The organism is Gemmata algarum, assembly GCF_034097035.1.
GTDB lineage: Bacteria > Planctomycetota > Planctomycetia > Gemmatales > Gemmataceae > Gemmata > Gemmata algarum.
In genome coordinates this window covers 1-23,488 of record NZ_JAXBLV010000245.1, presented here as the reverse complement: position 1 = coordinate 23,488, position 23,488 = coordinate 1, and the positions used below count along the sequence as shown (strand labels likewise).

General features: G+C 68.4%; 18 protein-coding genes. 15 read left to right on the top strand and 3 right to left on the bottom strand.

Annotated elements, in window-relative coordinates; translation table 11 throughout:
- Positions 1-429: 429 nt before the first annotated feature.
- The 5 genes from R5W23_RS31825 (at position 430) to R5W23_RS31805 (ending at position 5,637) form a co-directional block, all read left to right on the top strand.
- Complete coding sequence (locus R5W23_RS31825; RefSeq protein ID WP_320689856.1) at positions 430-1,305, top strand: DUF1559 family PulG-like putative transporter; 876 nt, start codon at positions 430-432, stop codon at positions 1,303-1,305.
- A 452-nt stretch (positions 1,306-1,757) separates the two neighbouring features.
- Positions 1,758-3,251 carry a hypothetical protein gene (locus R5W23_RS31820; RefSeq protein ID WP_320689855.1) on the top strand — a complete coding sequence of 498 codons (1,494 nt, stop codon included), beginning with the start codon at positions 1,758-1,760 and terminating at the stop codon, positions 3,249-3,251.
- A 219-nt stretch (positions 3,252-3,470) separates the two neighbouring features.
- Positions 3,471-3,875: a hypothetical protein gene (locus R5W23_RS31815; RefSeq protein ID WP_320689854.1), complete on the top strand. Its 405-nt coding sequence runs from the start codon at positions 3,471-3,473 to the stop codon at positions 3,873-3,875.
- Between the two features lie 79 nt (positions 3,876-3,954).
- Positions 3,955-4,785 (top strand): DUF1559 domain-containing protein, encoded by an 831-nt coding sequence (locus R5W23_RS31810; protein WP_320689853.1) that lies wholly within the window; start codon positions 3,955-3,957, stop codon positions 4,783-4,785.
- Between the two features lie 516 nt (positions 4,786-5,301).
- Entirely contained in the window at positions 5,302-5,637 is a 336-nt protein-coding gene (locus tag R5W23_RS31805; protein ID WP_320689852.1) for an HPF/RaiA family ribosome-associated protein, read from the top strand.
- Between the two features lie 98 nt (positions 5,638-5,735).
- On the opposite strand, the gene R5W23_RS31800 is transcribed toward R5W23_RS31805, so the two are convergent.
- Positions 5,736-6,668, bottom strand: coding sequence for a hypothetical protein (locus tag R5W23_RS31800; protein ID WP_320689851.1), 933 nt, complete (start codon positions 6,666-6,668; stop codon positions 5,736-5,738).
- Between the two features lie 190 nt (positions 6,669-6,858).
- On the opposite strand from R5W23_RS31800, the gene R5W23_RS31795 reads away from it, so the two are divergent.
- The 5 genes from R5W23_RS31795 to R5W23_RS31775 all read left to right on the top strand — a co-directional run bounded on the left by R5W23_RS31795 (position 6,859) and on the right by R5W23_RS31775 (position 16,409).
- Positions 6,859-7,581: an ABC transporter ATP-binding protein gene (locus R5W23_RS31795; RefSeq protein ID WP_320689850.1), complete on the top strand. Its 723-nt coding sequence runs from the start codon at positions 6,859-6,861 to the stop codon at positions 7,579-7,581.
- 156 nt (positions 7,582-7,737) lie between these two features.
- Complete coding sequence (locus R5W23_RS31790; protein ID WP_320689849.1) at positions 7,738-8,721, top strand: ABC transporter permease; 984 nt, start codon at positions 7,738-7,740, stop codon at positions 8,719-8,721.
- Between the two features lie 126 nt (positions 8,722-8,847).
- Entirely contained in the window at positions 8,848-11,439 is a 2,592-nt protein-coding gene (locus R5W23_RS31785) for a hypothetical protein (protein ID WP_320689848.1), read from the top strand.
- 104 nt (positions 11,440-11,543) lie between these two features.
- Positions 11,544-15,944 carry a DUF4340 domain-containing protein gene (locus R5W23_RS31780; RefSeq protein ID WP_320689847.1) on the top strand — a complete coding sequence of 1,467 codons (4,401 nt, stop codon included), beginning with the start codon at positions 11,544-11,546 and terminating at the stop codon, positions 15,942-15,944.
- Between the two features lie 90 nt (positions 15,945-16,034).
- Entirely contained in the window at positions 16,035-16,409 is a 375-nt protein-coding gene (locus tag R5W23_RS31775; RefSeq protein WP_261188833.1) for an FKBP-type peptidyl-prolyl cis-trans isomerase, read from the top strand.
- Positions 16,410-16,565: 156 nt separating this feature from the next.
- On the opposite strand, the gene R5W23_RS31770 is transcribed toward R5W23_RS31775, so the two are convergent.
- Complete coding sequence (locus tag R5W23_RS31770) at positions 16,566-18,464, bottom strand: vWA domain-containing protein (RefSeq protein ID WP_320689846.1); 1,899 nt, start codon at positions 18,462-18,464, stop codon at positions 16,566-16,568.
- Positions 18,465-18,860: 396 nt separating this feature from the next.
- Here R5W23_RS31770 and R5W23_RS31765 point away from each other — a divergent pair, with 396 nt between their 5' ends.
- The 3 genes from R5W23_RS31765 (at position 18,861) to R5W23_RS31755 (ending at position 20,413) form a co-directional block, all read left to right on the top strand.
- Positions 18,861-19,394 carry a hypothetical protein gene (locus R5W23_RS31765; RefSeq protein ID WP_320689845.1) on the top strand — a complete coding sequence of 178 codons (534 nt, stop codon included), beginning with the start codon at positions 18,861-18,863 and terminating at the stop codon, positions 19,392-19,394.
- 273 nt (positions 19,395-19,667) lie between these two features.
- On the top strand, positions 19,668-20,087 hold the full coding sequence (locus tag R5W23_RS31760; protein ID WP_320689844.1) for an element excision factor XisH family protein: 420 nt from the start codon (positions 19,668-19,670) through the stop codon (positions 20,085-20,087).
- Complete coding sequence (locus R5W23_RS31755; protein WP_320689843.1) at positions 20,075-20,413, top strand: XisI protein; 339 nt, start codon at positions 20,075-20,077, stop codon at positions 20,411-20,413. Before R5W23_RS31760 ends, R5W23_RS31755 begins: the two co-directional genes overlap by 13 nt.
- A gap of 3 nt (positions 20,414-20,416) precedes the next feature.
- On the opposite strand, the gene aroF is transcribed toward R5W23_RS31755, so the two are convergent.
- Positions 20,417-21,430, bottom strand: coding sequence for a 3-deoxy-7-phosphoheptulonate synthase (gene aroF, locus R5W23_RS31750; RefSeq protein WP_261188829.1), 1,014 nt, complete (start codon positions 21,428-21,430; stop codon positions 20,417-20,419).
- Between the two features lie 131 nt (positions 21,431-21,561).
- Here aroF and R5W23_RS31745 point away from each other — a divergent pair, with 131 nt between their 5' ends.
- Together R5W23_RS31745 and R5W23_RS31740 are read left to right on the top strand one after the other, a co-directional pair.
- A complete protein-coding gene (locus R5W23_RS31745) occupies positions 21,562-22,434 on the top strand; it encodes a DUF6585 family protein (RefSeq protein WP_261188828.1) in 873 nt (290 codons plus the stop codon).
- A gap of 78 nt (positions 22,435-22,512) precedes the next feature.
- Positions 22,513-23,488, top strand: a 976-nt coding sequence (locus R5W23_RS31740) for an alpha/beta hydrolase family protein (RefSeq protein ID WP_320689842.1), incomplete at its 3' end; no start/stop codon positions are given.

The window sequence follows — 23,488 nt, the reverse complement described above, 5'->3', positions numbered from 1 at the left end:
GGAAAAGGCACGTACACGATTACTATTACCGGGACATTTACGCTCGGGACCGGCTGTACCTATACAGGCGCTAGCGTTACGGTAAAGACGCCGTCTGGCCAAATCGTCACAGCAACGTTCAATCCCGCTCTTGTAGCGCCGGCTGCGGGTGGTACGGTCAATTTTACCGCAACGGTAACTGGTCAAGCCGCCGGTGATTACACCCCCACAGCGAAAATTGAATACGCAAATGGGGCGGTTATGGGGAGCGCAACGACAAGCCTAACGCCTCTTCCGGTTCCCACCCCACCGCCAAAGAAGTAAGTGGTTAACAAATCAAGACTTGAATCGCCCTGCGAACCACCCTAGACGCACGGGGCGATTCAAGCTACATGCTGCGAGACTGTCAAAGTCAGCCCTCACTCCTACTTGCATTCTCTGGGGCACACGATGAGTCGGTTTGCTCTCAGCGGCACACGCCACCGGAGGGGATTCACCCTGATCGAACTCCTGGTGGTGATCGCGATCATTGCGGTGCTGATCGGCCTTCTACTGCCAGCGGTCCAAAAGGTTCGTGCCGCAGCAGCCAGAATCAGTGGGGCGAATCGGGTTAAGCAGTTGGGCCTTGCGCTCCACCAGTACTCCGACACGTACAGGGACTCGTTCCCGACTGTCACGGGCTTCAACTACGTGGCCCAAGCGAGCGGGCCGAGCGTACTCTTCTTACTCTTGCCGTATTTGGAGCAAGGAACCCTTTACAACGAGTTCAAGCAACAGCACGAACCAAACATGTACTCGAATCAGTTCACGATTCGCAGTTTTTTGAGCCCTGGCGACCCCACCACAGACGCGTTGTCGCCTCCCAACGGCCTCGCGAGTTACACAGCGAACGCCGTCTATTTCCATTACGGTATGGGCCGCACTCGCGTGACCGACGGGCTGAGTAATACGGTCGCTTTCGCCGAACACTACTCATATATGTGTCAGAAGGTGACTTTTGATTGGAGTGTTGATGGGCCGCAGAGTGGTCATTACCCGGACGGTAGGCTGCTGCGCCGTCCGACCTTTGCGGATTCGGAGTACGGCGACGTCATGCCCGTCACGGCCGATGGCCTCACGACCGGGTCCGTAGCCGGGATCACGTTCCAAACCCATCCATCGCTTTCGGGTTGCGACCCTCGGGTAGCACAGACCGGTCATCTCGGTGGGATGACCGTTGGGCTCGGCGACGGGAGCGTCCGGACACTCGCTTCACACATGTCGGCGGGCACCTACTGGGGAGCACTGACTCCTGCCCAAGGGGAAGTTAACGGTTCGGACTGGTAACATCGTTAACAAGCCGGGCAGGCCCTCGGCGACTTGACCGCGTGTCGTCTTGGAGCCCACCCCGCTCACGCTGTACGTGATTCGCTCCTCCGCCCGCCGTTACCGGTAAAGCCCGCGCATCGGCTCCCACGATCCGAATGCGAGAGCCGGCGGAGAAGCGCCTTCCCAGTGCGTCCACCATCAACCGCTGGTCATGGCTTACGGCGCCGAAGGGATGGGCATTGGCCCTTGCTCCGGAAGTTGTGTCGCGGGCGGGGCGTGCAGCGGCGGCGTGACGGCGTGAGGACAGGAGGGGCAGAATCAAATCGCTACGGCAATTATCTTCAGCCGAACGTGAGCGATTATCTCTTTACCAAATCGACAACAAAAACAACTTGAAATGCCTCGGCACCTTTGGCAACATGGGCGGCAACAGGACACATATCAGAACCAGCTCCGTCAGAGGACGAGGAATGTCTTCCGGATTTAGGTCCGTTGCAGCCCGGTACGGTTACGGAACCACAGCGACCCTCGCAGGGCTGATTTTTTTTACGGCGGCTCTGCTCAAGTACCAGCATTTTCGCAGCGGCAACGCGATCGCGTCCGAACAGGTTCTCTTCGTTGCGGAACTGCTCCTCGGGACATGGCTCCTCTTGGGACTCGCCAGGACCACGACGCGCTACGTCGGCATCGGCGTGTTCGCGCTGCTGTTCGCCGCCGCCGCGTACAAATACCGCCTCGGCGCGTCCTCCTGTGGCTGTTTCGGTGCCGTCACCGTCCCGCCGTGGGTTACCATGATTGTGGACGGGCTCTTCGTGGTGGCGTTCTGCGTCCTGCGGCCGCAATCGCCCGACCCGATGCCGACAACCGCACGGCGCGCCCGCTGGGCATTTGTTCTGCTGCCGATTGTAGGCGTCTTGGCTATTATCCCGGCTGTCCGGTGGCGGGGGCCTGCAACGCCCACCCCTCCCGCGGCACTGGCCGCGCTGAAAGCCGAGGCAACCAGCCGCCCCGATACCCAATGCGTAGCGTTTCGCGCCACGGTCGTTTCGGAAAACGCGGACATCAAAGAATCCAAAACGGTGACCGAACGTGGGCCGAACGGAATCGTTTCCACCTACACCATCTTTGCTAAGCAAGAATTGTCTTACGAATACGTGATTTGCGGCGACGACCTGCGACGTGATCGGACCGTGGGCGGAAAAACAGAGGAGATCGTGGTGCGTCACAAAGGGGTAACGCTCCAATACGCCCCGGGGCGCAACCAAGCGTTCATCAGAAAAATAGTGGACTACGAGGATCTGCCCGTCGACCCCCGCTGCTTCGGGTTGCGCCGCGGGGCGGACAACCTGGCGACGTACATCGACCGTCTCCGCACCGAGGAAAAAGCCGAAGGCGACGGCGAACGAGTCACGCTCCGGGGCCGCGACGGCCTGGACGGAACCGTTGAGTTGAGGCTAGTTCGAGCATACGGATACCGGCCCGAAGAGATCGTCTATCGCCTCGACTCGGGGGCCGTCCATCTGCTGGCGCGGCTCGAATACGCACAAGACCCCAACGGCGGCTGGTACCTCCGGACCGGGCGTCAGTACTTCTTCGGAACGCAGCAGCCCCGTGCACTGGACAGCGGGGTCGATGCCGAACGGGCGTGGGTTGCCAAAATCACTTACACCTGCGAGACGCCGCGACCGGTGTCGGACAACGAACGTGCAATCGCGTTCGTTGTCACACTGCCGGCCGAAACTAAGGTGGTCGATGTGTCCACGGGAATGGGGGTGTCCTACCGCGTCCCGGAGCGAGCGCAACAGCTGCCATTCGAGGAACTCGATCCGCTACCGGGGCGACGGAACGAAACGAGCGGCATGTCCGGCCTCCGGGTCGCGCCACTGGGGTTCGCTGCGCTGGCGACGGCGGGCCTGATGTTCGCCGTCACGGCCGTTAATGTTCTGTTCAGACGATACACGTAAGCGGCCACTCGCGGTGTCCATTTTGTCGGGCACGCGGTTCCATAGTTCCACACCGAGGTAACGCGATGACAGGGCTACGCAGAGATCCAAACTCGGTTGAATGACAACGGGAGCGAAATGTCGTAACTCCTTGTTTTCCAATCCCTTCATCGTTTTATCGAGTGGCTCAGCTAGCTGCCCAAGCTACCCAAATTAAACCCTTGCGCAGCCCTGAACGCGATGAGGCTCTATCTTGCATCCGCAGCGGCCGCGCTCCTGAGCGTCGGTCTGTGCGTCGATTGTTTCGTACACGCCGAGCCGGCCACCCCGCCGCCCGGCACGTTCGCCTTCAACTGCTGCGGCGGGCAGGGCGCGTCGAATGACGAGTGCTGCGGGTGTGTCGCCTTTGCTGGCGGCTTCGTCCAGCAGTCGAGCAGCAACAGTTACAACGCCTGCGGCGCGGCCCCCTCGGTGGAGCACTGGTGCCGCACGGTGATCGTCGATTGCTTCAACGTCAATAACGTCCAGCGGTTTACGGCCAAGGCCGGCACCGGGTGCCCATCCACCTGCAACACCCCGTTCGGTCTCGTTTCCGGAGTCAAACAAATTACATCGTGCGACCAGTATTACGGCGGCTGCGACTGACAAGCCGACCACCGACGAGGGCGAAACCGTGACGCCATCACCACGGCCGGGCGTGACCGTAGTAGAACTTCTGGTCTGTGTGGGCATCGTCGCCTTGGTTCTCGCCCTCCTCTTCTCGGCCATACAGAAGGTCCGCGCCACCGCGGCTAGAGCCCAATGCGCGGACCAGATGCGGCAGATCGGTCTGGCCCTTCACGGTTACCACGACGCGCACAAATTACTCCCGCCTGGGGTCACGACCGAACGATCCAAATCCAAAACCCCGTTCCTCGGCTGGCCGGCCTACCTTCTGCCGCATATCGAGCAGGAGGCGCTCTGGTCCATGACAGGAACCGCGTTCGGAAAGAGCAGTCACTTCCTCGACCCGGCGCACGCGGAGGTGCGTGAGCACGTTATCAAAGCGGTGCTGTGTCCCGCCGACGGCCGCGTCGCAGGCGGCCACCAGTTCCGCAACTATGGAGTCGCGTTCACCTGCTATTTGGGGGTGGAGGGGAAGAACCAGGTAGCTCGGGACGGTGCCCTCTACGCCGACTCGCATGTGCGGTTCAACGAAATCACCGACGGGCTCAGCGGGACACTGCTGTTGGGGGAGCGACCGCCCAGCGCGAATCTGCGGCTCGGCTGGTGGTACGCCGGCTGGGGCCAAGACAAGGACGGCTCAGCGGAAATGGTGCTCGGCACCCGCGAACGCGCCACCCACGACACCCTAGTGAACTGTCCGGCCGGCGCGTACCGGCCCGGACAGCTGAACCAGCAGTGCGACGCGCTCCACTTTTGGAGCTTGCACCCCGGCGGCGCGAATTTCGTTTTCGCCGACGGGTCCGTCCGGTTCCTTTCATACCAGGCCGCATCGGTCCTCGACGCATTGGCCACGTGTGCCGGCAGCGAGGCCGCTCACATTCCCGACTAACGGCTCCGTCTGGACTTTTTCTTCGGCCCCTTCGGCTTCCGCGGGTTTCGCGGTGGTGCCGGCGCGAGCGTCGGCACGGCGTGCTCCACCTTTTCGTCCCCCGGGCGGGAAAACACTCGCGGGGCAACCGCCATCGTTACACAACAGATTTCAAGCCTGGGAGGCATCTCGTTGCAATATGCGATGGACCAATAGTTTCAGCCGCGTATCAGTACGAAATCTGTGCCCGAGCCGTGCCTGGCAAGGGGCATCCGAACTCTTAAGCCGATGAGGCCTTCCGACGATGGGACTCCCAAAATTGAAATCTGTTGTCTGAGGCCGGTGCGATACGACCGATGTCGCACCAGCCTCACAGAGGTCGGCTACAGAATACGGCGCGGATACGGATCAATCGGATTCGGTATCAGACACCCCACACGGTGCCGAACTCCTCCCGTCGTGACAGCGCGGGCCGACACGCCCGAACGGCACGGCCTTCACCCGCACAGGTTCGGTCGCCCCACAAGGAGAAACGCCATGCTCGTCGAAATCAGCACCGACACACGTGTTTCTGTGGACATCTCGGACGTTACGGCGAAGCTCGCGAGTGCCCTGTCGCGCTACCAGAGCCGGCTGACGCGTGTGGAAGCCCACCTGAGCGATGTGAACGGTCCGAAGAGCGGGCCGGACGCTCGCTGCACGCTCGAGGCGCGGGCCGCCGGCCTCCAGCCGGTGGCCGTGACGAGCGACGCCCACACCCCGGACGAAGCGGTCAAGGGGGCGGTCGAGAAGATGGACCGGCTCCTGGAATCGGCCCTCGACCGGTTGAACGACGCGAACCGGCACGCGTCGGCAAGCGGCCTACCGACCTGACTCCGATCAGCCCAGTCGTCCCGTCCGCGGTGCGAGTCCTGCGCCCCAGCGCGGCGGTCCGGATCGATCCGAGCCGCCGCGAGTCGGTGCGGCCCGATTCACGGGATCACCGGAGCGATTTGCCCCACCGCTGCGTGCCCCGGAAGCTGCGTGCTCGGCGGCGCGTGCAGCGGCGGCGAATGCGGGTTCTCCAGATCCACGTTCCCGAGCCGGATCACCGCCAGCAGGGACCCGCGATCGGACGCCACACTAGCGGGGTCACCGGTCGCGCCCGGGCGGAGCGAGGACACTTCTTCGGTCGTCGTGGCCGATTCCGCGCCGGGGGCGCTCGGCAGGTAGACCGCCTTCACCACCAACCGCCCCTCGGCCGCGGTCGCCAGTTCCGCGTCGGTGAATGAAATCGGAATCGCGTTGTGCCCCAGGAACGACTGCACCCGCGCGCTCGGCGCGCACACTTCCATCGTCGGGTAGAACTTGGCTTTCGGGTACTTCGGCAGCCCGGTGAGCCGGAGCCGGTACACCTCCCCCTGCACGAAGTTGAACGCCGCCGGGGCGGTCAGGTCGCGGTCGTGGAACGTTTCGCCGACCAGCCACGACACCTTCATGCCCGCCGGCCCGGCGAACCGCACCGCGGACCGCCCGAGCGGCTGCTTCGCGATTTCGGCCTTTGCCGGCTTCACGTCCGGCATGGTTGGAAATGGAAGCGTTGCGGCGAGCCCGGGGGGAAGCGGCTCCGCTTGCGTCTTCGAAAGGGTGCTCGGAGTGAGGGTGGGAGGAGGAGGAAGGAACACAGGCGATGGCCCAACAGCGGGCAGCGTGTCAGCTCCCGGCATCGGCGTTGCGGGCGGTAACGACGCGGAAGGAACCAGTGAGGGCGGGTTCGACACCACGGGCGGCGATGGCGGCGACAGTGGGAGCTGCGCGGCGGACTCGGCACCGGACTGCGGGGCGACCGACAGCGCGAACATGGCCAGCCCGACGATCGCCGCCCCCGCCCCCAACCCCACCACGAAACGCTTCAGCAGTTCCATGCGCCGCACCTCCGGGTGAACGGAAAACCCGCGGCACGGTACGCCGAACGAAACGGCGCGGTCAAGCCGACCCGCGGACGCCGGCGCGGCCGATTTCACGGTAACCTCTCGGCCCCGCGCCCTTGCCGCGGTCCGCGGCGCGCCTTAAGCGTTTAGCTTGCCACACCGCGCGAAGCACTCGGGGAGCGACATGATCGTCGTCGAGCACCTCACCAAATACTACGGCGAGTACCACGCCGTGCGGGACGTGTCCTTCTCGGTCGAGAAGGGCCAGGTGGTCGGGTTCCTCGGCCCGAACGGCGCCGGCAAATCGACCACCATGCGCATCCTCGCCGGGTTCCTCACCGCCAGCTCCGGCAAGGCCACCGTGGACGGCCGCGACGTGTTCTGGGACCCGATCGAGGCCCGCCGCCGCATCGGGTACATGCCCGAGAGCTGCCCGCTGTACACCGAGATGCGGGTGGACGAGTACCTGCGGTTCCGCGCCGGGCTCAAGGGGCTCGGCCGGTCGGAGCGCCGCTCCCGGCTGGGCTACGTGCTAGAGCGGTGCTGGCTCACCGACGTCAGCCGGCAGATCATCGGGACGCTGTCGAAGGGGTACCGGCAGCGGGTCGGGCTGGCCGACGCGCTGATCGCCAACCCGCCGGTGCTGATCCTCGACGAGCCCACCGCCGGGCTGGACCCGACGCAGATCCGCGAGACCCGCAAGCTGATGCGCGAGCTGGGTAAGGAGCACACCATGCTCCTCTCCACGCACATCCTCAGCGAGGTGGAGGCCACCTGCGACTCGGTGATCGTGATCTACCAGGGGCAGGTGGTCGAGGACGGGGCGCTGGCGGCGGTGCGGCAGCGGCACAAGAACAAGCCGCTCGAAGACATCTTCGTGAAGCTGACGAAACAGGAAGGCATTTGAGCCGGGGTCGGTGTTTCACGTTTGGCGTGTCGTGTTCGGTGTTCGGTACGTCGTGTTGAGGGTTCGGCTTCGGTGGGCGTGCGCGGGGCAACGAGCAAGAGCGGGGCACCAAACGCCGGCGACCGGACGCCCGACACGACTCGGGGGAGCGACTTCATGCGAGCCACGTTCAGCCTGATCCGCCGCGAGTTCGCCGCGTACTTCACCGGGCCGGTGGGGTACGTGGCGCTGTTCGCGTTCCTCGTGCTGAACGGGCTCCTGTTCTGGCTGGTGGTGGGGCTGCTGACCGAGAAGGGGCCGCGCGGGGTCGAGTACCCGATGCAGGTGATGCTCGGGGGCGCCGAAAGCCCGCCCGGGGCGCTGGTCGCCGGGGTGCTGTTCTGGGGCCTGTTCCCGGCCGTCACCGGGATCATCACCTCGCGCCTGGTCGCCGAGGAGCGCGGGACCGGGACGATCGAAGCGCTGCTCACCGCGCCGATCCGCGACTGGCAGGTGATCCTCGCCAAGTTCGTCGCGTGCTTCGCGTTCTACCTCACGCTCTGGGCCACCACGCTCCTGTACGTCCCGGTCCTGGCGGACTGGACGGTCGAGTGGCAAGGCGCGGTCACCCCCTACGCCGTGGCGACGCTGGCGGGCGTGCTGCTCCTGCTGGTCGCGAAGCTCGGGTTCTGGTTCGACCTGAACGGGTGGGCGGTGCTGCTGCTCGGGCTCCTGGGGCTGGTGCTGGCGGTCGGCGGGGGGTACCTGCACGCCACGCAGGACGAGCGGCACCTGGTTCACATCGCCGCGAACATCGACCCGCGGCCGGTCTTCACCTCGTACCTGGGGGTGGTGCTGGCGGGGGCGATGTTCCTGGCGCTCGGGCTGCTGGTGTCGAGCTGGGTGAAGAGCCAGCTCGTGGCGTGGATGCTGTCGCTCCTGCTGGGGCTGCTGTTCGTGCTGCCGGCGCTGGCGCGGTGGCAGTTCGAGCCGGGCACGCTCGGCTACTCGCTCGCGTACTACGTGGCCGTGCCGGAGCACTTCCGCCGCGACTTCACCCGCGGGGTGATCGACACCCGGCCGCTCGTGCTGTACGTGTCCGTGACGCTGGCGTGCCTGTACCTGACCGTGCGGTCGCTGGAGGCGCGGCGGCTGCGCTGAGCCTGGAACCCGGCCGTTGTGACAAGATCAACAGGATGGACAGGATTTAAATCGGAAGAACTCTGCTTCCTGAAATCCTGTCGAAAAATGTTCGGGACCGAGAACTGATCGTAGCTGAGGGCATCGATGGCAACCGATTCGCGTCAGCGCACGACCTGGGGCAGCCGGTTCCGGTTCGCGGTTCGCGCGCTAGGTTTGATGGGCCTGCTCGCGTGTACGGTCGGGGGCGTGCTGCTCGGCGCCGAGCAGCGCGAGCGCCTGAGCGAGTTCGCCGCGCCCGGCCGGCTCGAGGCCGTCGCCCAGGGGGCGGAGGGGGAGTTCCTCCGGGCGGCGACGCTCGCCGTGCTGGTCGGCGCCGGGCTCGCGGCCCTTACCCTCGTGCTCGAGCTGCTGAGCGCGCTCCTGTTCGGCGGCTTCCGCCGCACCGCCGCCGGCACCAGCGCCACCCTGGGCACCGTCGCGGCGGTGGCGCTGCTCGCCTTCGTCAACGTCTACTCCTTCACGCACTACCGGCGGATCGACTGCACCCGCGACCAGCGGTTCACCCTGCCGGCCGAGCTCCAGACCGAACTGGGCAAGCTCCGGCCGAACGCGCCGACCACGATCGTGGTGCTCCAGATGCACAACTTCGGCACCCTCGCGCCGAAGCGGGACTCGTACACGAAGGCCGCCGAGGAGAAGGTGACCGAGAAGGTGCGCGACCTCGTGGACCAGTTCCGCGAGTTCGGCCCGCAGTTCAACGTGGTGGTGCTCGACTCCGAGGCGTTCGGCTACGAGGACCAGGTCCGGCAGCTCACCAAAGACGCACCCGAGCTGAAGGGCGCCATCGACGACGCCCCCGAGAACAGCATCTTCTTCCACGCGAACGGGCGGGTGCAGCGGCTCTCGTTCAACGAGTTCATGCAGCTCGACAAGACCGCCAGCAAGGAAGCGCCGGGGGCCGAGAACCTGGTGCTGCTCCCGCAGGGCGTGGACACCTTCGCGCGGCGGGTGCTGACGGTGCAGGAGCGGCGCCCGAAGGTGGCGGTGTGCGTGGTCCACGAGTTCCTGTCCACCGCGGTGGCCGAGGGGACCGAGCAGTACACGGTCGCCGGGCTGAAGCGGGCGCTCACCGACAACGGATTCGACGTGGTGGACGTGGTGCTGAAGAAGAACTGGGAGGACCCGACGAAGGAGATCGAGCCGGCGGCGTACACGCTCGACGAGAGCAAGCTGGAGCGGCTCGAGGCCGAGGCCGACTCGGCGCGCGACGCGGTGCAGGGCGCGAAGGACGACGTGAAGGTGCTGACCCAGCTCCGCGCCGCCCTCGACACCGTGCTCCGGCAGCCGGTCCGCGACCGGGTGGACTTCTACAACCAGCTCGGCCAGGGCGCCCGGGTGCGCGAGTGGACCGAGCTGATCGCTGCGTTCCGCCGGTGGACGGGCGGCCCGCAGATCACCGCCGAGAGCGAGGCCGAGTTGCAGGGGCTGGTGCGGTCCGGGCTGGCCGTGCAGCTCAAGCGGTCCGAGGAGCAGGTGCGCGAGGCCGAGGCCGAGCAGCGCGAGGCCGAGGGCAAGGTGAAGGCGGCGCAGGCCGACGAGCGCACCGTCCAGGACCGCCGCATCGCCGACGTGAAGGCCAAGCTGACGCGGCTCGTGTCCGACGTGGACCTGCTCATCGTGCCGCGGCACACGCTGGTCAACGTGTCGATCCGCAACGGCGTGCCGCCGGCCATCCACCAGCTCGACAAGAAGCAGGTCGAGGTGGTGAAGGAGTTCATGAAGGCCGGCAAGCCGGTGCTCGCGTGCATGGGGTCGCTGGCGTCCCGCACCGGCCCGCCCGCCGAGGGGGACGGGTTCGACCGGCTGCTCCGCGACCGCGGGGTCGAGCTGAAGCGCGACACGGTCCTCTTCGACGCCGAGCGGAAGGCGCTGGCGTCCGCCCGGGCCGGCGGCCAGATCGGCGGCGGCGGCCCCACCACCATCCCGCCGCTGGTGTTCGCCGAGGGCGCCCCCGCCGGATCGAGCGCCGCGCCGAACCCGATCGCCGCGGCGCTGCGGCACAGCGGGCGGACGGTGGAGCAGAAGCTGGACATCAAGCTGTTCTCCCCGCGCCCGGTCTACCTGGCCGACGGGTGGCAGGACAAGCTGAAGTTCGCCGGCGAGTTCGTGTTCACCGCGCCGGCCGGGTGGAACGAGGAGAAGCCGTTCCCGACCAGCGACCAGGCCGGGCGCGTCACCTACATCCCGCGGTACGACCCGACCCCGGCCGACGACCCGAAGCGCAACACCCGCGCCGAGGAGCGCAAGGGGTCGTTCCCCATCGGCGTGGCGGTCGAGAGCAAGATCCCCGCGGCGTGGGTGAACGAGGACTACGAGCGCGAGCAGGGGGCCGCGGCGCTGCTGAGCCCGCTGGACGGCACGTTCGCCGCGGGGCTCTCGGTCGCCGCCGCGGCGCTCGACCGGCCCACGCAGCGGACGGTGGTGTTCGGCAGCGGGCACCTGTTCAGCGGGCCGCGCCTGGAGCCGCCGCAGGAGCGCCTGCTGCTGCACTCGGTGAACTGGCTCACCGGCCGCGAGGACCGGCTGCCGAAGGCCGACGTGCCGGCGTGGAAGTACCCGCGGGTGGAGCTGTCGGAGCGCAACCGGGCGCTGTGGCGGTCCGGGGCGCTGATCGGGCTGCCGCTGATCGCCGCGTACGCGGGGCTGTTCGCGATGATGCGCCGCCGGACGCGGTAGCACGGGGTGAGCGGGGCGTAAGGCCCGCCTCACGCGGACGTTTGAACCGGGGGAACTCGGGGGGGCTCACGCCCCCGCTCGCCTTCTCGCTTTGGTGACGCGCCATGAATTGGAAGAGCACGCTCCTTCTGGTGACCCTCGCGGCCGGGGCCGGCGTGTGGCTGTTTAAGGGCGACGAGTGGTTCCCGAAGCTCGCGCCCCGGCCCGCGGCGCCCGACTCGGCCGCGCTCGCGTCGGTCGAAACCGACCTCACCCCGGAGGCCATCACCCGCGTGGAAGTGCTCCCCGGGGGCGGCGAGCCGTTCGTGCTCGAAAAGGGGCCGGCGGGCTGGTCCCAGCCCGGGAACTGGCCCCTCCGCGCCGCCGAAGCCAACGAGCTGGTCGCCACCCTCGCCGGCCTCCGGACCCGGTTCCGCCCCGTCCCGCTCCCCGACGGCGAGGCGGCGGCCTACGGCGTGGCCGCTTCGCAGAAGCCGATCGTCGTGAAGGTGAAGGCGAACGGCACCGACTACACGCTCACGTTCGGCGAGCCGAAGCCCGGCGCGGGCGACACCGCGTTCACCAAGCCGGCCTTCGTCCGCGTCAACGACGCCCCCGAGGTGCTCAAGCTCGGCCCGGACGTGATGCCGGTCCTGCACCGCCCGGCCGAGGCGTACCGCCGCCGCCAACTGTTCGCGGACGTGGAGCGGGTGAAGCTCCCCGGCACGCCCGCGCCCGCCGGGCCGGGCGCCCCGCCGGCCGAGGCCGCGCCGACGACCGTCTCGCTCCCGGGCGAGGGCATCGAAGAGGTCCGCGTCACCGGCAAGAGCGTCACCGCCTTCGGGTTCACGCCGTGGTTCCTCGACGGCCGGTTCGCCCTGAAGCGCACCGGCCCCACCCCGCCCCCCGCCGCGGCCACGAAGGGCGCGGAGCCGGTGGTGCAGCCCGACCGCTTAGCCGACGCCTGGGAGCTGTCCGCACCCGTCCGCGAGCGCGCGGAGCCGGCGCGGCTCCAGCAGGTGCTGGCCGCGGTCCCGGAACTGTGGGTCGAGGACTTCGTGCCCACGGCGCAAGGGGCGCTGGCCGAGCACCCGTTCGCGATCGCGCAACTGCTCCCGGTGCCGCTGGAGCCGTTCCCGGGGCTCCTGACGCGGCTCCACCCGGAGACCGTGACCGACCCGCGGGAGGGGCTGAAGAAGTCGAAGGAGTCGGTCACCGTGCGGCTCAAGAGCGGCACCGCCGTGACGGTGAAGTTCGGCGGCACCGCGAAGACGGTCGAGCGCGACGAGCAACTCACCATCCCGAACCCGATGGGCGGCCCGCCGCGCACCATCACGCAGAAGGTGCCGACCCCGTACCGGTACGCGCAGATCGAGGGGAACCCGCAGCTCTTCACCGTGAGCGCCGACAAGCTTAACGGGTTGTTCGTGAAGGCGGGCGAAGTCGCGGACGCCCGCGTCGCGCGGTTCGCCGAGGGTGACGTCCAGACGATCACCGTCACGCCCCCCGGGAAGGCGGCGGTGACGCTGATGCGCAAGAAGGGCTCACCGAAGGCGGCGAAGGACGAGGACCGCCAGGACCGCTGGCTCATCGACCAGCAGCCGAACCCGGTGCCCGCCGACCCGGCCCGCGTCGAAGACCTGCTGGGCAAGCTCGCGGGGTTCCGCGGGGCCACGGACACCGATCTGTACAAGGCCGACCCGAAGGCGCGGGGGCTCGACCCGGCGTCCGCGACCCTGGTCACGATCACCGCGCGCGAGAAGCGCCCCGAGGGCGAGCCCGAAGCACCGGCGCGCGAGTACAAGCTGCTCATCGGTACCCCGGACTTCACGAAAGGGACGTTCCCGGCGCAGCTCGCGGGCTGGCCGCGGGTCGCCCTGATCGACGACCGCGTGCCCGGCGCGGCGGACGCCGGCTGGCTGGTGCCGAAGCTGTTCCCGGAGCGGCTCTCCGCACAGTTCGCGCGGCCGGCGGTCGTGTACCGCGGTCGCAAGCTGCTCGACACCGCCGACGCCAAACTCGTGTCCGTGTCCACCGACGGGCCGAACGGGTTCGCCATCAAGAAGGAAAAGGCCGGCGAGCGCGACGTGTGGAAGCTCACGGCGCCGATCGCGTCCGACGCCGACCCGGCGAACGTCGCCAACCTGCTGAACCAGCTCACCGGGCTTCAGGCGGCGGAGTTCGTCGCGGAGAAGACCGCGAGCCCGGCCGGGTACGGGCTCGACAAGCCCAAGCTCACGGTCCAGTTCCGGTTCGACGACGAGCGGACGTACAAGCTCGAGGTCGGCGGTCCGCGCCCCGGCAAGAAGGACGAGGTGTTCGCCCGGCTCGACGGCGGCGACGTGTTCGCGCTCGCGGTCGCGACCCGGGACGCGCTCGCGGCGGGGCCGGTCGGGCTGTTGCCGCTTCAGGTGTGGCTGGTGCCGCCCGACAAGGTGACCGCGGCCGAGATCACCCGCCCCGACGCGCCCGCGGACTCGTTCGCGCTGACGAAGGACGGCACGAACTGGAAGCTGACCGGCCCGTTCGCCGCCCCGGTGCCGTTCCTGAACGCGCAGCCGATGCTGACCGGCGTCGGCACGCTGGCCGCGACGAAGTACGAGGCGCTGGCCGCCGCGGACCCGGCGAAGTACGGGTTCGACAAGCCGCTCCTGAAGGTGAAACTCACCTACACCGAAAAGGCGGGCGACGCGGAAAAGAGCGTCACGAAGGCGGCCGTCATCGGCGGGACCGTCCCGGGCGGCACGGACCGGTACGCGAAGTTCGACGAGCCGAACGCCCCGGTGTTCGTGGTCCCCGCCGCGTACCTCGCGAACGTGCAGGTTTCGCCGCTGGGGCTGCTCGACCGCAACCTGCTGTTCCTCGACGCCGCGAAAATCACGAAGGTGCAGATCGACGGCGACACGCCCGACAGCACCGTGACGCTAACGAAAGACGACAAGGGCAAATGGGCCGCCGCGGGCGCGGCCTTCACGGTGGACACGGTCGCCGCGGGGCAACTGGTGTCCCAACTGGCGCCGCTGCCGGTCGAGCGGCTCGCGGGGTACGGCGACGCCGTGAAGTGGGCCGACTACGGACTCGACAAGCCCGCGGTCACGGTCACCGTGACGCTCGGCGGCGAGAAGCCCGAAACGCACAAACTCCAGATCGGCAAACCCGACCCGATCGGCGGGCGGTTCGTGCGCGTGGACGGCGGCAAGGCGGTCGGCGTGATCCCGCCCGCGGCGGTCCCGCAGCTCGTGCGCACCAAGCTCGAGTTCGCGGACCGGACGCTCCTCACGTTCGACCCCGCGACCCTGAACGGCTTCGCCCGCACGAAGGGCAAAGAGGAGCTCGAACTGGCCCCCGCGGCGAGCGGCACCGGGTGGGACGTGGTGAAGCCCGCGAAGCTCAAGGCGGACCAGCCGCTGCTGGACGAGCTCGCCGACCAGCTCGGGCGGCTGCGGGCCGAAAAGGTCGCCGCGTTCGGCAAGAAGGCGGACGTGTTCAAGGAGTACGGGCTGGAGCCGCCGGAGGCGTCGGTCACGCTCACCGTGGGCGAGAAGGCCGAGCAGAAGGTGCTGCGCCTGGGCCGCCCGGTCGATGCGAAGAAGCCCGAACTCGGGCGCTACGCCGCGGTGGAAGGGGCCGGGGCCGACGCGACCGTCGGGGTGCTGCCGGCGGCCCTCGCGGGCAAGCTGCTGGCGCCGGCGGTGTCGTTCCGCGACCGCGCGATGGTCAAGTTCGTGGACGCGGACCTGCTCCGGCTCGAGCGCGGGCCGCGCAAGGTCACCTTCGCCAAGGTGAACGGCACGTGGAAGGTGACGGCGCCGGGGTCGGCCGACGCGGAGCAGGCGCCGCTCGACGACCTCGTCAACGAGCTGGCGAAGCTGCGGGCGGCCGACTGGGTGGCCGAGGCCGGGGCGGACCTCAAGCCCTTCGGCCTGGACAAGCCCGAGGCCACCTGGACCGTCACGAACGGGGACAAGGTCGAGGCGGTGCTGCACGTCGGGAAGGCCGCGCCCGACGGCCGCGTGTACGCCCGCGTCGGCAGCACGGGGCCGGTGGCGCTGCTGGGCCGGGACCAGACGGCGAAAGTGCTCGCCGAGTACCGCGTGCGGAAGCCGTGGACGCTCGACGCGTTCCAGGCGGAGAAGCTGGAGTTCACGCAGGCGGGCAAGACGTTCACCCTCCAGAAGGACGGGGCCGCGTGGGCCGACCCGGCGGCGCCCAAAGACATCGTCAGCGCCCCGGCCGTGACCGAGCTGCTCGGCGGGCTCACCGCGTTGCAGGTGGAACGGTACGCGGTGGACGAGAAGGCGGACTTGAAGCTGTTCGGGCTGGAGAAGCCGGAGGCGGCGCTCACGGTCACCTTCAAGGACGGGAGCAAGCGCGAGCTGGCCGTCGGCGGCGTCGTGGGCGGGACGGGCGACAAGCAGCGCTACGCCCGGGTCGTCGACAAGGACCGCACGGACGTGTTCGTGCTGTCCGCGGCCGACACCGACCGGCTCACGCGCGCCCGGGGCGTGTACGTGCAGAAGAAGTAGCCGGGGCCAATCCGTATCCTGTAGGGTGGGGTGAGGACGTGCGACCGGTGGGCCGGCGCGAAGCCTCGCCCCACCATCCAGGAGACCGCAATGGCGCAAGTACCCCCGATGCCCGCTGTCGACGCCACCGAGTGGGTCAAGCAGGGTAACGGTCTTGAGATTTGGGACGCCACGGTGGGCGAGGGCGACGAGGTGAAGCCCGGCGCCAAGGTCACGGTCCACTACACCGGGTGGCTGACCAACGGCAAGATGTTCGACAGCAGCGTGTCCCGCGGGCAGACCATCTCGTTCTCGCTGAACCAAGTCATCAAGGGCTGGCAGGTGGGGATCCCCGGCATGAAACCGGGCGGGGTGCGCCGGCTCAAGATCCCCTCGGACCTCGGCTACGGCGCGGCCGGCGCCGGCCGCGACATCCCGCCCAACGCGACGCTCATCTTCGAGGTGGAACTGATCTCGTCGAAGTGACCCCGGCGGGGCGTTCCGCCGGCTCACTTTGCGCCGGCGGCGTTGATTCCCCGCGCCGCACGGCAGACCCAACGGTCGCACGTTGAGCCTCCGGCGCGGCTTTTGCCCGCCGCTCCCCTCCGGCGTGATGGCGTCAGAAGAGGCCCTTCCGCAGGTTTACCGCCCCTCGCCGGGCTTCGGATCGCTCGCCAGCTCTTTCGCGCGCCGCACCAGTTCGAGGAACTGCTTGCGGTGGTTGTTCGGGTCGGCCCCGAGCGCGCCCTGCGCCTCTTCGAGTACCCCCGCGTAGGTCATTGCGCCCTTGTACTTCGAGTCGCGGAGCAGCATCCCGAACGACGCCACCGCGGCGGCGAACCGGAAGTCGTCGCTCAGCTCTCGCGTGACCGCCCCCTTGTGCGCCGCGGTCAGCTCCTTGCTCACGTCCGCGTCCGGGTGCTTGTACCGCATCTTCACCGTCAGCCACTCGTCGGACGCGGGCGCGGGCACGTCCTTCTTCTGGTACTTGCTCGCGTCCACCTCCGGCAGATCCACCTTCACGCCCGGTGGGACGATCTCGTACAGCACTGTGACCTGGTGCCCGCTGCCCACGTCGCCCGCGTCCTTGGCGTCGTTCTTGAAGTCCTCGTCCTTGAGCAGGCGGTTCTCGTAGCCCACCAGCCGGTACGCGGTCACCTTCGCGGGGTTGAAGTCGATCTGGAACTTCACGTCCTTTGCCACGCACACCAGCGCGCCGCCCTGCTCCACGAACACCTTTTTGGCCTCGTCGAGGGTGTCGATGTACGCGTGGTGCCCGTTGCCGTGGTTCGCCAGCTCCTTGAGCCGGTCGTCCTTGTAGTTGCCCATCCCGTACCCGAGCACCGTCAGGAACACCTTCGACTTCCGCTGCTCTTCGATCAGCTTGACCAGCTCGCCGTTGTCGACGACGCCGACGTTGAAGTCGCCGTCGGTGCAGAGGATCACGCGGTTCACGCCGCCGTCGAGGAACGTGTCGCGGGCGAGCTGGTAGGCCTTTTTGATGCCCCCCTCGCCGTTGGTGCTGCCGTTCGCCTGGAGCCCGGTCACCACATCGAGGATCGCCTTCTTGTCGGCGCCCGAGGTGGGCGGGAGCGCGACCCGGGAGTCGCCGGCGTAGGTGACGACGCTCACCCGGTCCTTCTCGGCGAGCTTCTCCACGAGCAGCTCGAGCGACTTCTGGACCAGCGGGAGCCGGTTCTCCTGCTGCATCGAGCCCGAGGTGTCGATCAGAAACACGAGGTTGCGCGGGGGCAACTTCTCGGCCGGGATCTGGTGCGCCTGCACCCCGACGCGGAGCAGGTGGTGCTTGGCGTTCCAGGGGCACGGCCCCACCTCGACGTGGAACGCCACCGGGTCGGCGCCGGCGGGCGGGGCGTAGGAGTACGGGAAGTAGTTGACGAACTCGGCGAGGAACACCGCGCTGGCGGGCGGCCGGGTGCGCTCGTTGAGCATCCGGCGGACGTTGGCGTAAGAGGCGGTGTTGACGTCGGCGGAGAAGGTGGAGAGCGGCGCGACCAGGGGCGAGCGGAACTCGTTCTCCTGGTACCGCCCGTAGGCCTCGGCGTTCTGGGCGTTGTAGCCGTCCCGGGGGGCCGGTTTGTTCTCGCCGCCTCGGGCTGCGCCGGACCCGCCCACACCAGCAAACGAGCCACCCGACACAGCGATCCGTTTGCCTAATGCGTCCGGACCGGCGGGGCTGGCCGGTTCCGCGAGCGGGGCGGGGCTGGGGAAGCCGGGAGGGACCGGGCCGGGTGCGTGTTCTCCCTTTTCGCCGGGGAGGGCGATATTGCCTTGCAGCCGCTCGTCGAGCCCGCCGGTGACTCGAGCCGGCCCCGCGGGCGCGCGTTCCACTTCGGCGCGGGCCGCCGCTTCGGCCTGCTCGGCCTTTACCCGCTCGGCAAGGGCCGTCGCTTCCGCCCGCTCGGCCTCGGCCCGGGCGCGCTCGGCGTCGCGCGGGCCGCACCCGACCAGCACCGCGAGCAGCACCGCCGGAACCCCACCGGCCAGCAGCCGCCGGCCACGGACCCCGAATCGCGACATGGCGAACCTCCGAAAGCACGAGAGGACGTGTGGGCACGGAGAGACGTGACGGGCGCCCGGAAGTGTTGCGCCCGCGCTCCCGCTAGGTCCGACGCCACGGGCGGGCGAAAAGTTTGCGCGAAGTGTATCAGCGGGTTCGGCCGGGGCGCCCGATCTAAATGTTCGGGCTCGTTCGTGTGCGGCCATCTGATTGATACGCATTCCCTGTCTTTCGGCGCACCCGAGGCCCGCAGCCCGGGTGGTCGCGCCACAAGAAACCGGCGCGGCCCACCGGGACGAGCGTGATGAACTCACCCCGCGGCAACCGTTCTAATTAACACTCGATTTCTGGCCGGACATGGCCTAAACTGCGGGCTGCGTCGGACCGTGCCCCGCCCCGCCCCCACGGGCCACATCATGAACGCCCCCTCCAGTACCGGGACCGGTGAGCCGCTCTCGGTTTGCTCGGTGAGCCTGCTCTCCGGCGCCCCCGTCGCGCTGTGGGCCGACCCGGGGGCCGAGGTCGGCACCGCGGTGCGGTCGGACACGATCGCGGACCCGCTCCCCGAGTTGTCCCTGGGCCTGGCGCCCGGCGCGCTGGCCGTGGTGGGGCGGGCCGAACCCCACCACCGGGTCCCGTACCTCGACCCGGCGTACCGGGCGACGTGCTTGGTGCCGGGCAGCGGGCAATCGGTGCTGACGAACGGCGCGCACGACCTCAGCGTGAGCCGCGGGCACTTCACGCTGCGCGGCGCGGGGGGCGGGGCGGTGGTGTTCACCAACGGGGTGCCCGCGGCCGGCGGGGGCACCCGCCCGCCGACGAACGGGACGTGGCTCGTGTCCCCGCAGCGGCGCCCGCTCGACCCGTGCGAGGAGGTCCGCATCGAACCGGGTGAGGCGGTGGTGGTGTGCCTGCCGAACGGCTGCACGCTCCAACTCGCGGCCGGGTGAATGCGCCTCATGCATGAACCCACCTGCGGTGTCGCTTTCTTGACGAGCGACCGCCAGGGAGCGGGATACGTGTTACCGCTCCCTGGCGGTCGCGGCTCGTCAAGAAAGCGGCGGTATTACCGGGATGTATATCAGTTAAAATCCGACCATCTGCGCTTATCCGAACCACTGACTTTCGCCGACCCGTTCCCGGAATTCCGTTGCACGGTGCTCCGCGCCGTTAACCAAGCACGGGCGGTGTGATCGACTCACCACTGACTGCTGAAGGATCACGTGCCAGCAAAAAACATGTACCATGACGCCGTCATCGACGCCCTCCGCGCTGATGGGTGGACGATCACTCACGACCCGCTCTCGTTGAAGGTTGGAGACCGTATCCTTCACGTTGATCTTGGTGCGGAGCGGCTTCCGATCGGCGCGGAGCGTGGAGAAGAGAAGATTGCGGTCGAGGTGCAAAGCTTCGCCGGTCCCTCGCCTGTTGCAGACTTGCAACAGGCGCTAGGGCAATTCACTCTATATCGACTAGTTCTGGCCGAGCAGCAACCCGAGCGAGTACTGTTCCTGGCGTTACCGCAATTCGCATATGATGGGATCATGTCCGAGGAACTCGGGGCTATTGTGCTGGCCGGTGCGCACTTGCGTGCGCTCGTATTCGACCCGGCCGCTCGCGAGGTGGTCCGATGGATAAGCTGACCGGCTACCGCAGAACCGTTCGTCACGTGCTGGACGGTTACGCGGACTGGCTCACGCGACCGGGAAGCGGCGTTCGGTACGAGGTCGTGTTCGACCCCGCTCTCGATCACTTCGAGTTGGTCCGCTTCGGCTGGGACGGGGGCCGGCGGGTCCACGGGGTGATGTTCCACCTCGACATCATCGACGGGAAAATCTGGGTCCAGTACGACGGCACCGACCGGCCGATCGCGGAAGAGCTCGTGCGGGCCGGGGTGCCGAAAGGGGACATCGTTCTCGCCGAGTACCCGCCGGAGGTGCGCCCGCACACCGGGTACGGGAGCGGCTGAGCGTCACACCGTCCGGCCGAAGGCGGGGGCCAGCGCCTTCAGCCGCGCGAGCAGCGCGTCGAGCGCCGCGAAGTCGAGCGACTGGGCGCCGTCCGACATGGCGCGGTCGGGGTCCGGGTGGACCTCCAGGAGCAGGCCGTCGGCGCCGGCGGCCAGCGACGCGAGCGACATCGCGGGCACGTACGCGCGCTTCCCGGTGCCGTGGCTCGGGTCCACGAACACCGGCAGGTGGCACAGCGCCTTGGCCGGCGGGATCACCGACAGGTCGAGCGTGTTGCGGCTGTGGTCGGAGAACGTGCGCACCCCGCGCTCGCACAGGATCACCTGGTAGTTGCCGCCGGCCAGCACGTACTCGGCCGCCATCAGCCACTCGTCCAGCGTCGCGCTCATCCCGCGCTTGAGGAGCACCGGCTTGCGGCACTGCCCCACCCGCTTCAGCAGCGAGAAGTTCTGCATGTTCCGCGTGCCGATCTGAATGATGTCGGCCGCCTCCTCCACCGCGCCCGCGTACTCGGTGTCCATCAGCTCGGTGACGATCCCGATCCCGGTCTCGGCGCGGCACTTGGCCAGGATGCGGAGCCCCTCGAGGCCGAGCCCCTGGAAGCTGTACGGGCTGCTCCGCGGCTTGAACGCCCCGGCCCGCAGGAACTTCACCCCGCGCGACACCAGGTGCTCCGCGGTCTTCAGCATCATCGCTTCGGACTCGACCGAGCACGGCCCGGCGATCAGCGTGAACGTGTCGGGGCCGACGGCCCCCTGCGCGAGCGGGATCACGGTGTCGTCGCGCTTCATCTCGCGGCTGGCGAGCTTGTACGGCTTGGTCACCCGGATCGCCTCTTCCACGCCCGGCAGCACCTCGAACAGGGACTTGTCGACGGCGCCGGTGTTGCCGGTGATGCCGACCGCGGTGCGGGTCGCACCGGGCATGACGTGCGGGGTCAGCCCCTGCGCTTCGATCACCTCGACCACCTTGCCGACTTGAGCGGGCGTGGCGTGGGACTGCATGACGACGAGCATCGACGGGACCTCGGGACGGACGCGGCCTGTTCGCTCCCCGCCCGGCGAGTTCCGAACAGCTTCGCGTTCCCAACGGCGGACGGGGAACCGTATTATAGAGACGTGAGGGCGCACCCACCCCCGAGGGCCGCATGGACCTGCCGGACGACGACCACCTTCAGCGGGCCGTGACCGAGCTGGGCGACCCGGACGCGTTTTTTCGCATCGGCCCCGCGCGGTTCTTCACCAAGCTGTCGCTCGGGGTGGCGCTGCTCGTCTACGGCGCCGTCGCCAACTACCTGTGGTGGGCGCACGGGCCGGCCACGTTCGGGCACGTCGAGCTGTTGCTGCTCGTGTTCCTGCCCCTGTCCGGGGCGTCGCTGCTGCTCCACATGTACCGCAACCGCGGGCTGTACGTGCTCGTGTACCCCACCGGGCTGCTGCGGCTGCGGCGCGGCGAGGTGGACTCGTTCCCGTGGGCCGAGGTCGAGCGGGTCCATTTGAAAGTGCAGCGGGCCGACGACGCCGAGTACGCCTACGACGACGGCGGCGAGCCGCTCGCCTGCTGGCTGCCCGTGGACGTGCCCACGTTTAAGCTGTGGGACGCGGGGCTGACGGTGACCCGCGGGGACGGGGTCGAGGCGCACTTCGGCCCGGCGCTGACCGACTACGACGCCCTGGCCGCGCAGGTGCAGACGCGCTCGTTCGCCGCGCTGTGGCCGCGGGCGCGGGACCGGTTCCTGGCGGGCGAGCGCCTCGAGTTCGGCGAACTCGAGTTGGACCTCACCGGCCTGCGGCACGGCGGCAAGCTGCTCCCGTGGCGCGAGCTGAAGGAGCTCACCGTCGCCCAGGGCAAGCTGAGCGTCAAGCAGTCCGGCAAGTGGCTCCCGTGGGCGCTGACGGACGTGTTCGGCGTGCCCAACCCGCACGTCCTGTTCGCGCTCGTCGCGGAGGCCCGCCGCGCCGCCCGGGCCGCGGCCCGGAAGTCTCGGGCGCGCCGCGCCGGGCGGCCGAGCGAGGAATGAGGGGCGCGGGCCGAAACGGGTCTTTCGGCCCTGCCCCCGCTCTTCACCCTCAATTTCCTGTTCCCGCCCGGAGACGCCATGCCCCGCACGCTCCTCGCGCTTGCGCTCCTGTTATCGCTGTGCGACTGGGCCGGGGCCGACGACGCCCCCGACCGCGCCGCTCTGCGCAAGAAAATGGAGCGAGCGATGGGGCCGCTGCCCGGCGCCGACCGCAAGGTGCCGCTCGATCCGAAGGTGGTGACCGAGGAGAAGCTGGACGGGTACGTGCGGCGCAAGGTCACATTTGCAGTCGAGAAGGGCGACCGCGTCCCCGCGTGGCTCCTGGTGCCCGCCGGCGCGGCACGAGAGCGGAAGGCGCCCGCCGTACTGTGCCTGCACCAGACCGTTGCCATCGGCAAGGACGAGCCCGTCGGGCTGGGCAAGCAGGACAGCAAGGCCCAGGCGCTGCACCTGGTGAAGCGCGGGTACGTGTGCCTCGCCCCGGATTACCCCAGCTTCGGCGAGTACAAATACGACTTCCCGGCCGCGTTCCAGCGCGGCGACTACCAGTCCGGCACGATGAAGGCGATCTGGAACAACATGCGGGCCGTCGATTACCTGCAATCGCTCCCCGAGGTGGACGGGGACCGCGTCGGGGCGATCGGCCACTCGCTGGGTGGGCACAACGCCATGTTCACCGCCGCGTTCGACGAGAGGCTGAAGGCGGTCGTGTCCAGTTGCGGGTTTTGCAGCTTCGAGAAGTACTACAAGGGGAACCTGAAGGGCTGGACCAGCGACCGGTACATGCCGAAGATCGCGTCCGAGTTCGGCAGTGACCCCAAGAAGGTGCCGTTCGACTTTTCCGACGTGGTCGTCAGTTTCGCGCCGCGGCCGTTTCTGGCCGTGGCCCCGGAGAAGGACAGCAACTTCGAGGTGAGCGGGGTGCGGGAGGTGATCGAGGTCGCGAAACCGGTGTACCAGAAGCTCGGCGCCGCCGACCGGCTCAGGGCGGTCTACCCGGACGCCGGCCACGAGTTCCCGGCCGACGCGCGCAAGACCGCGTATGAGTTTCTGG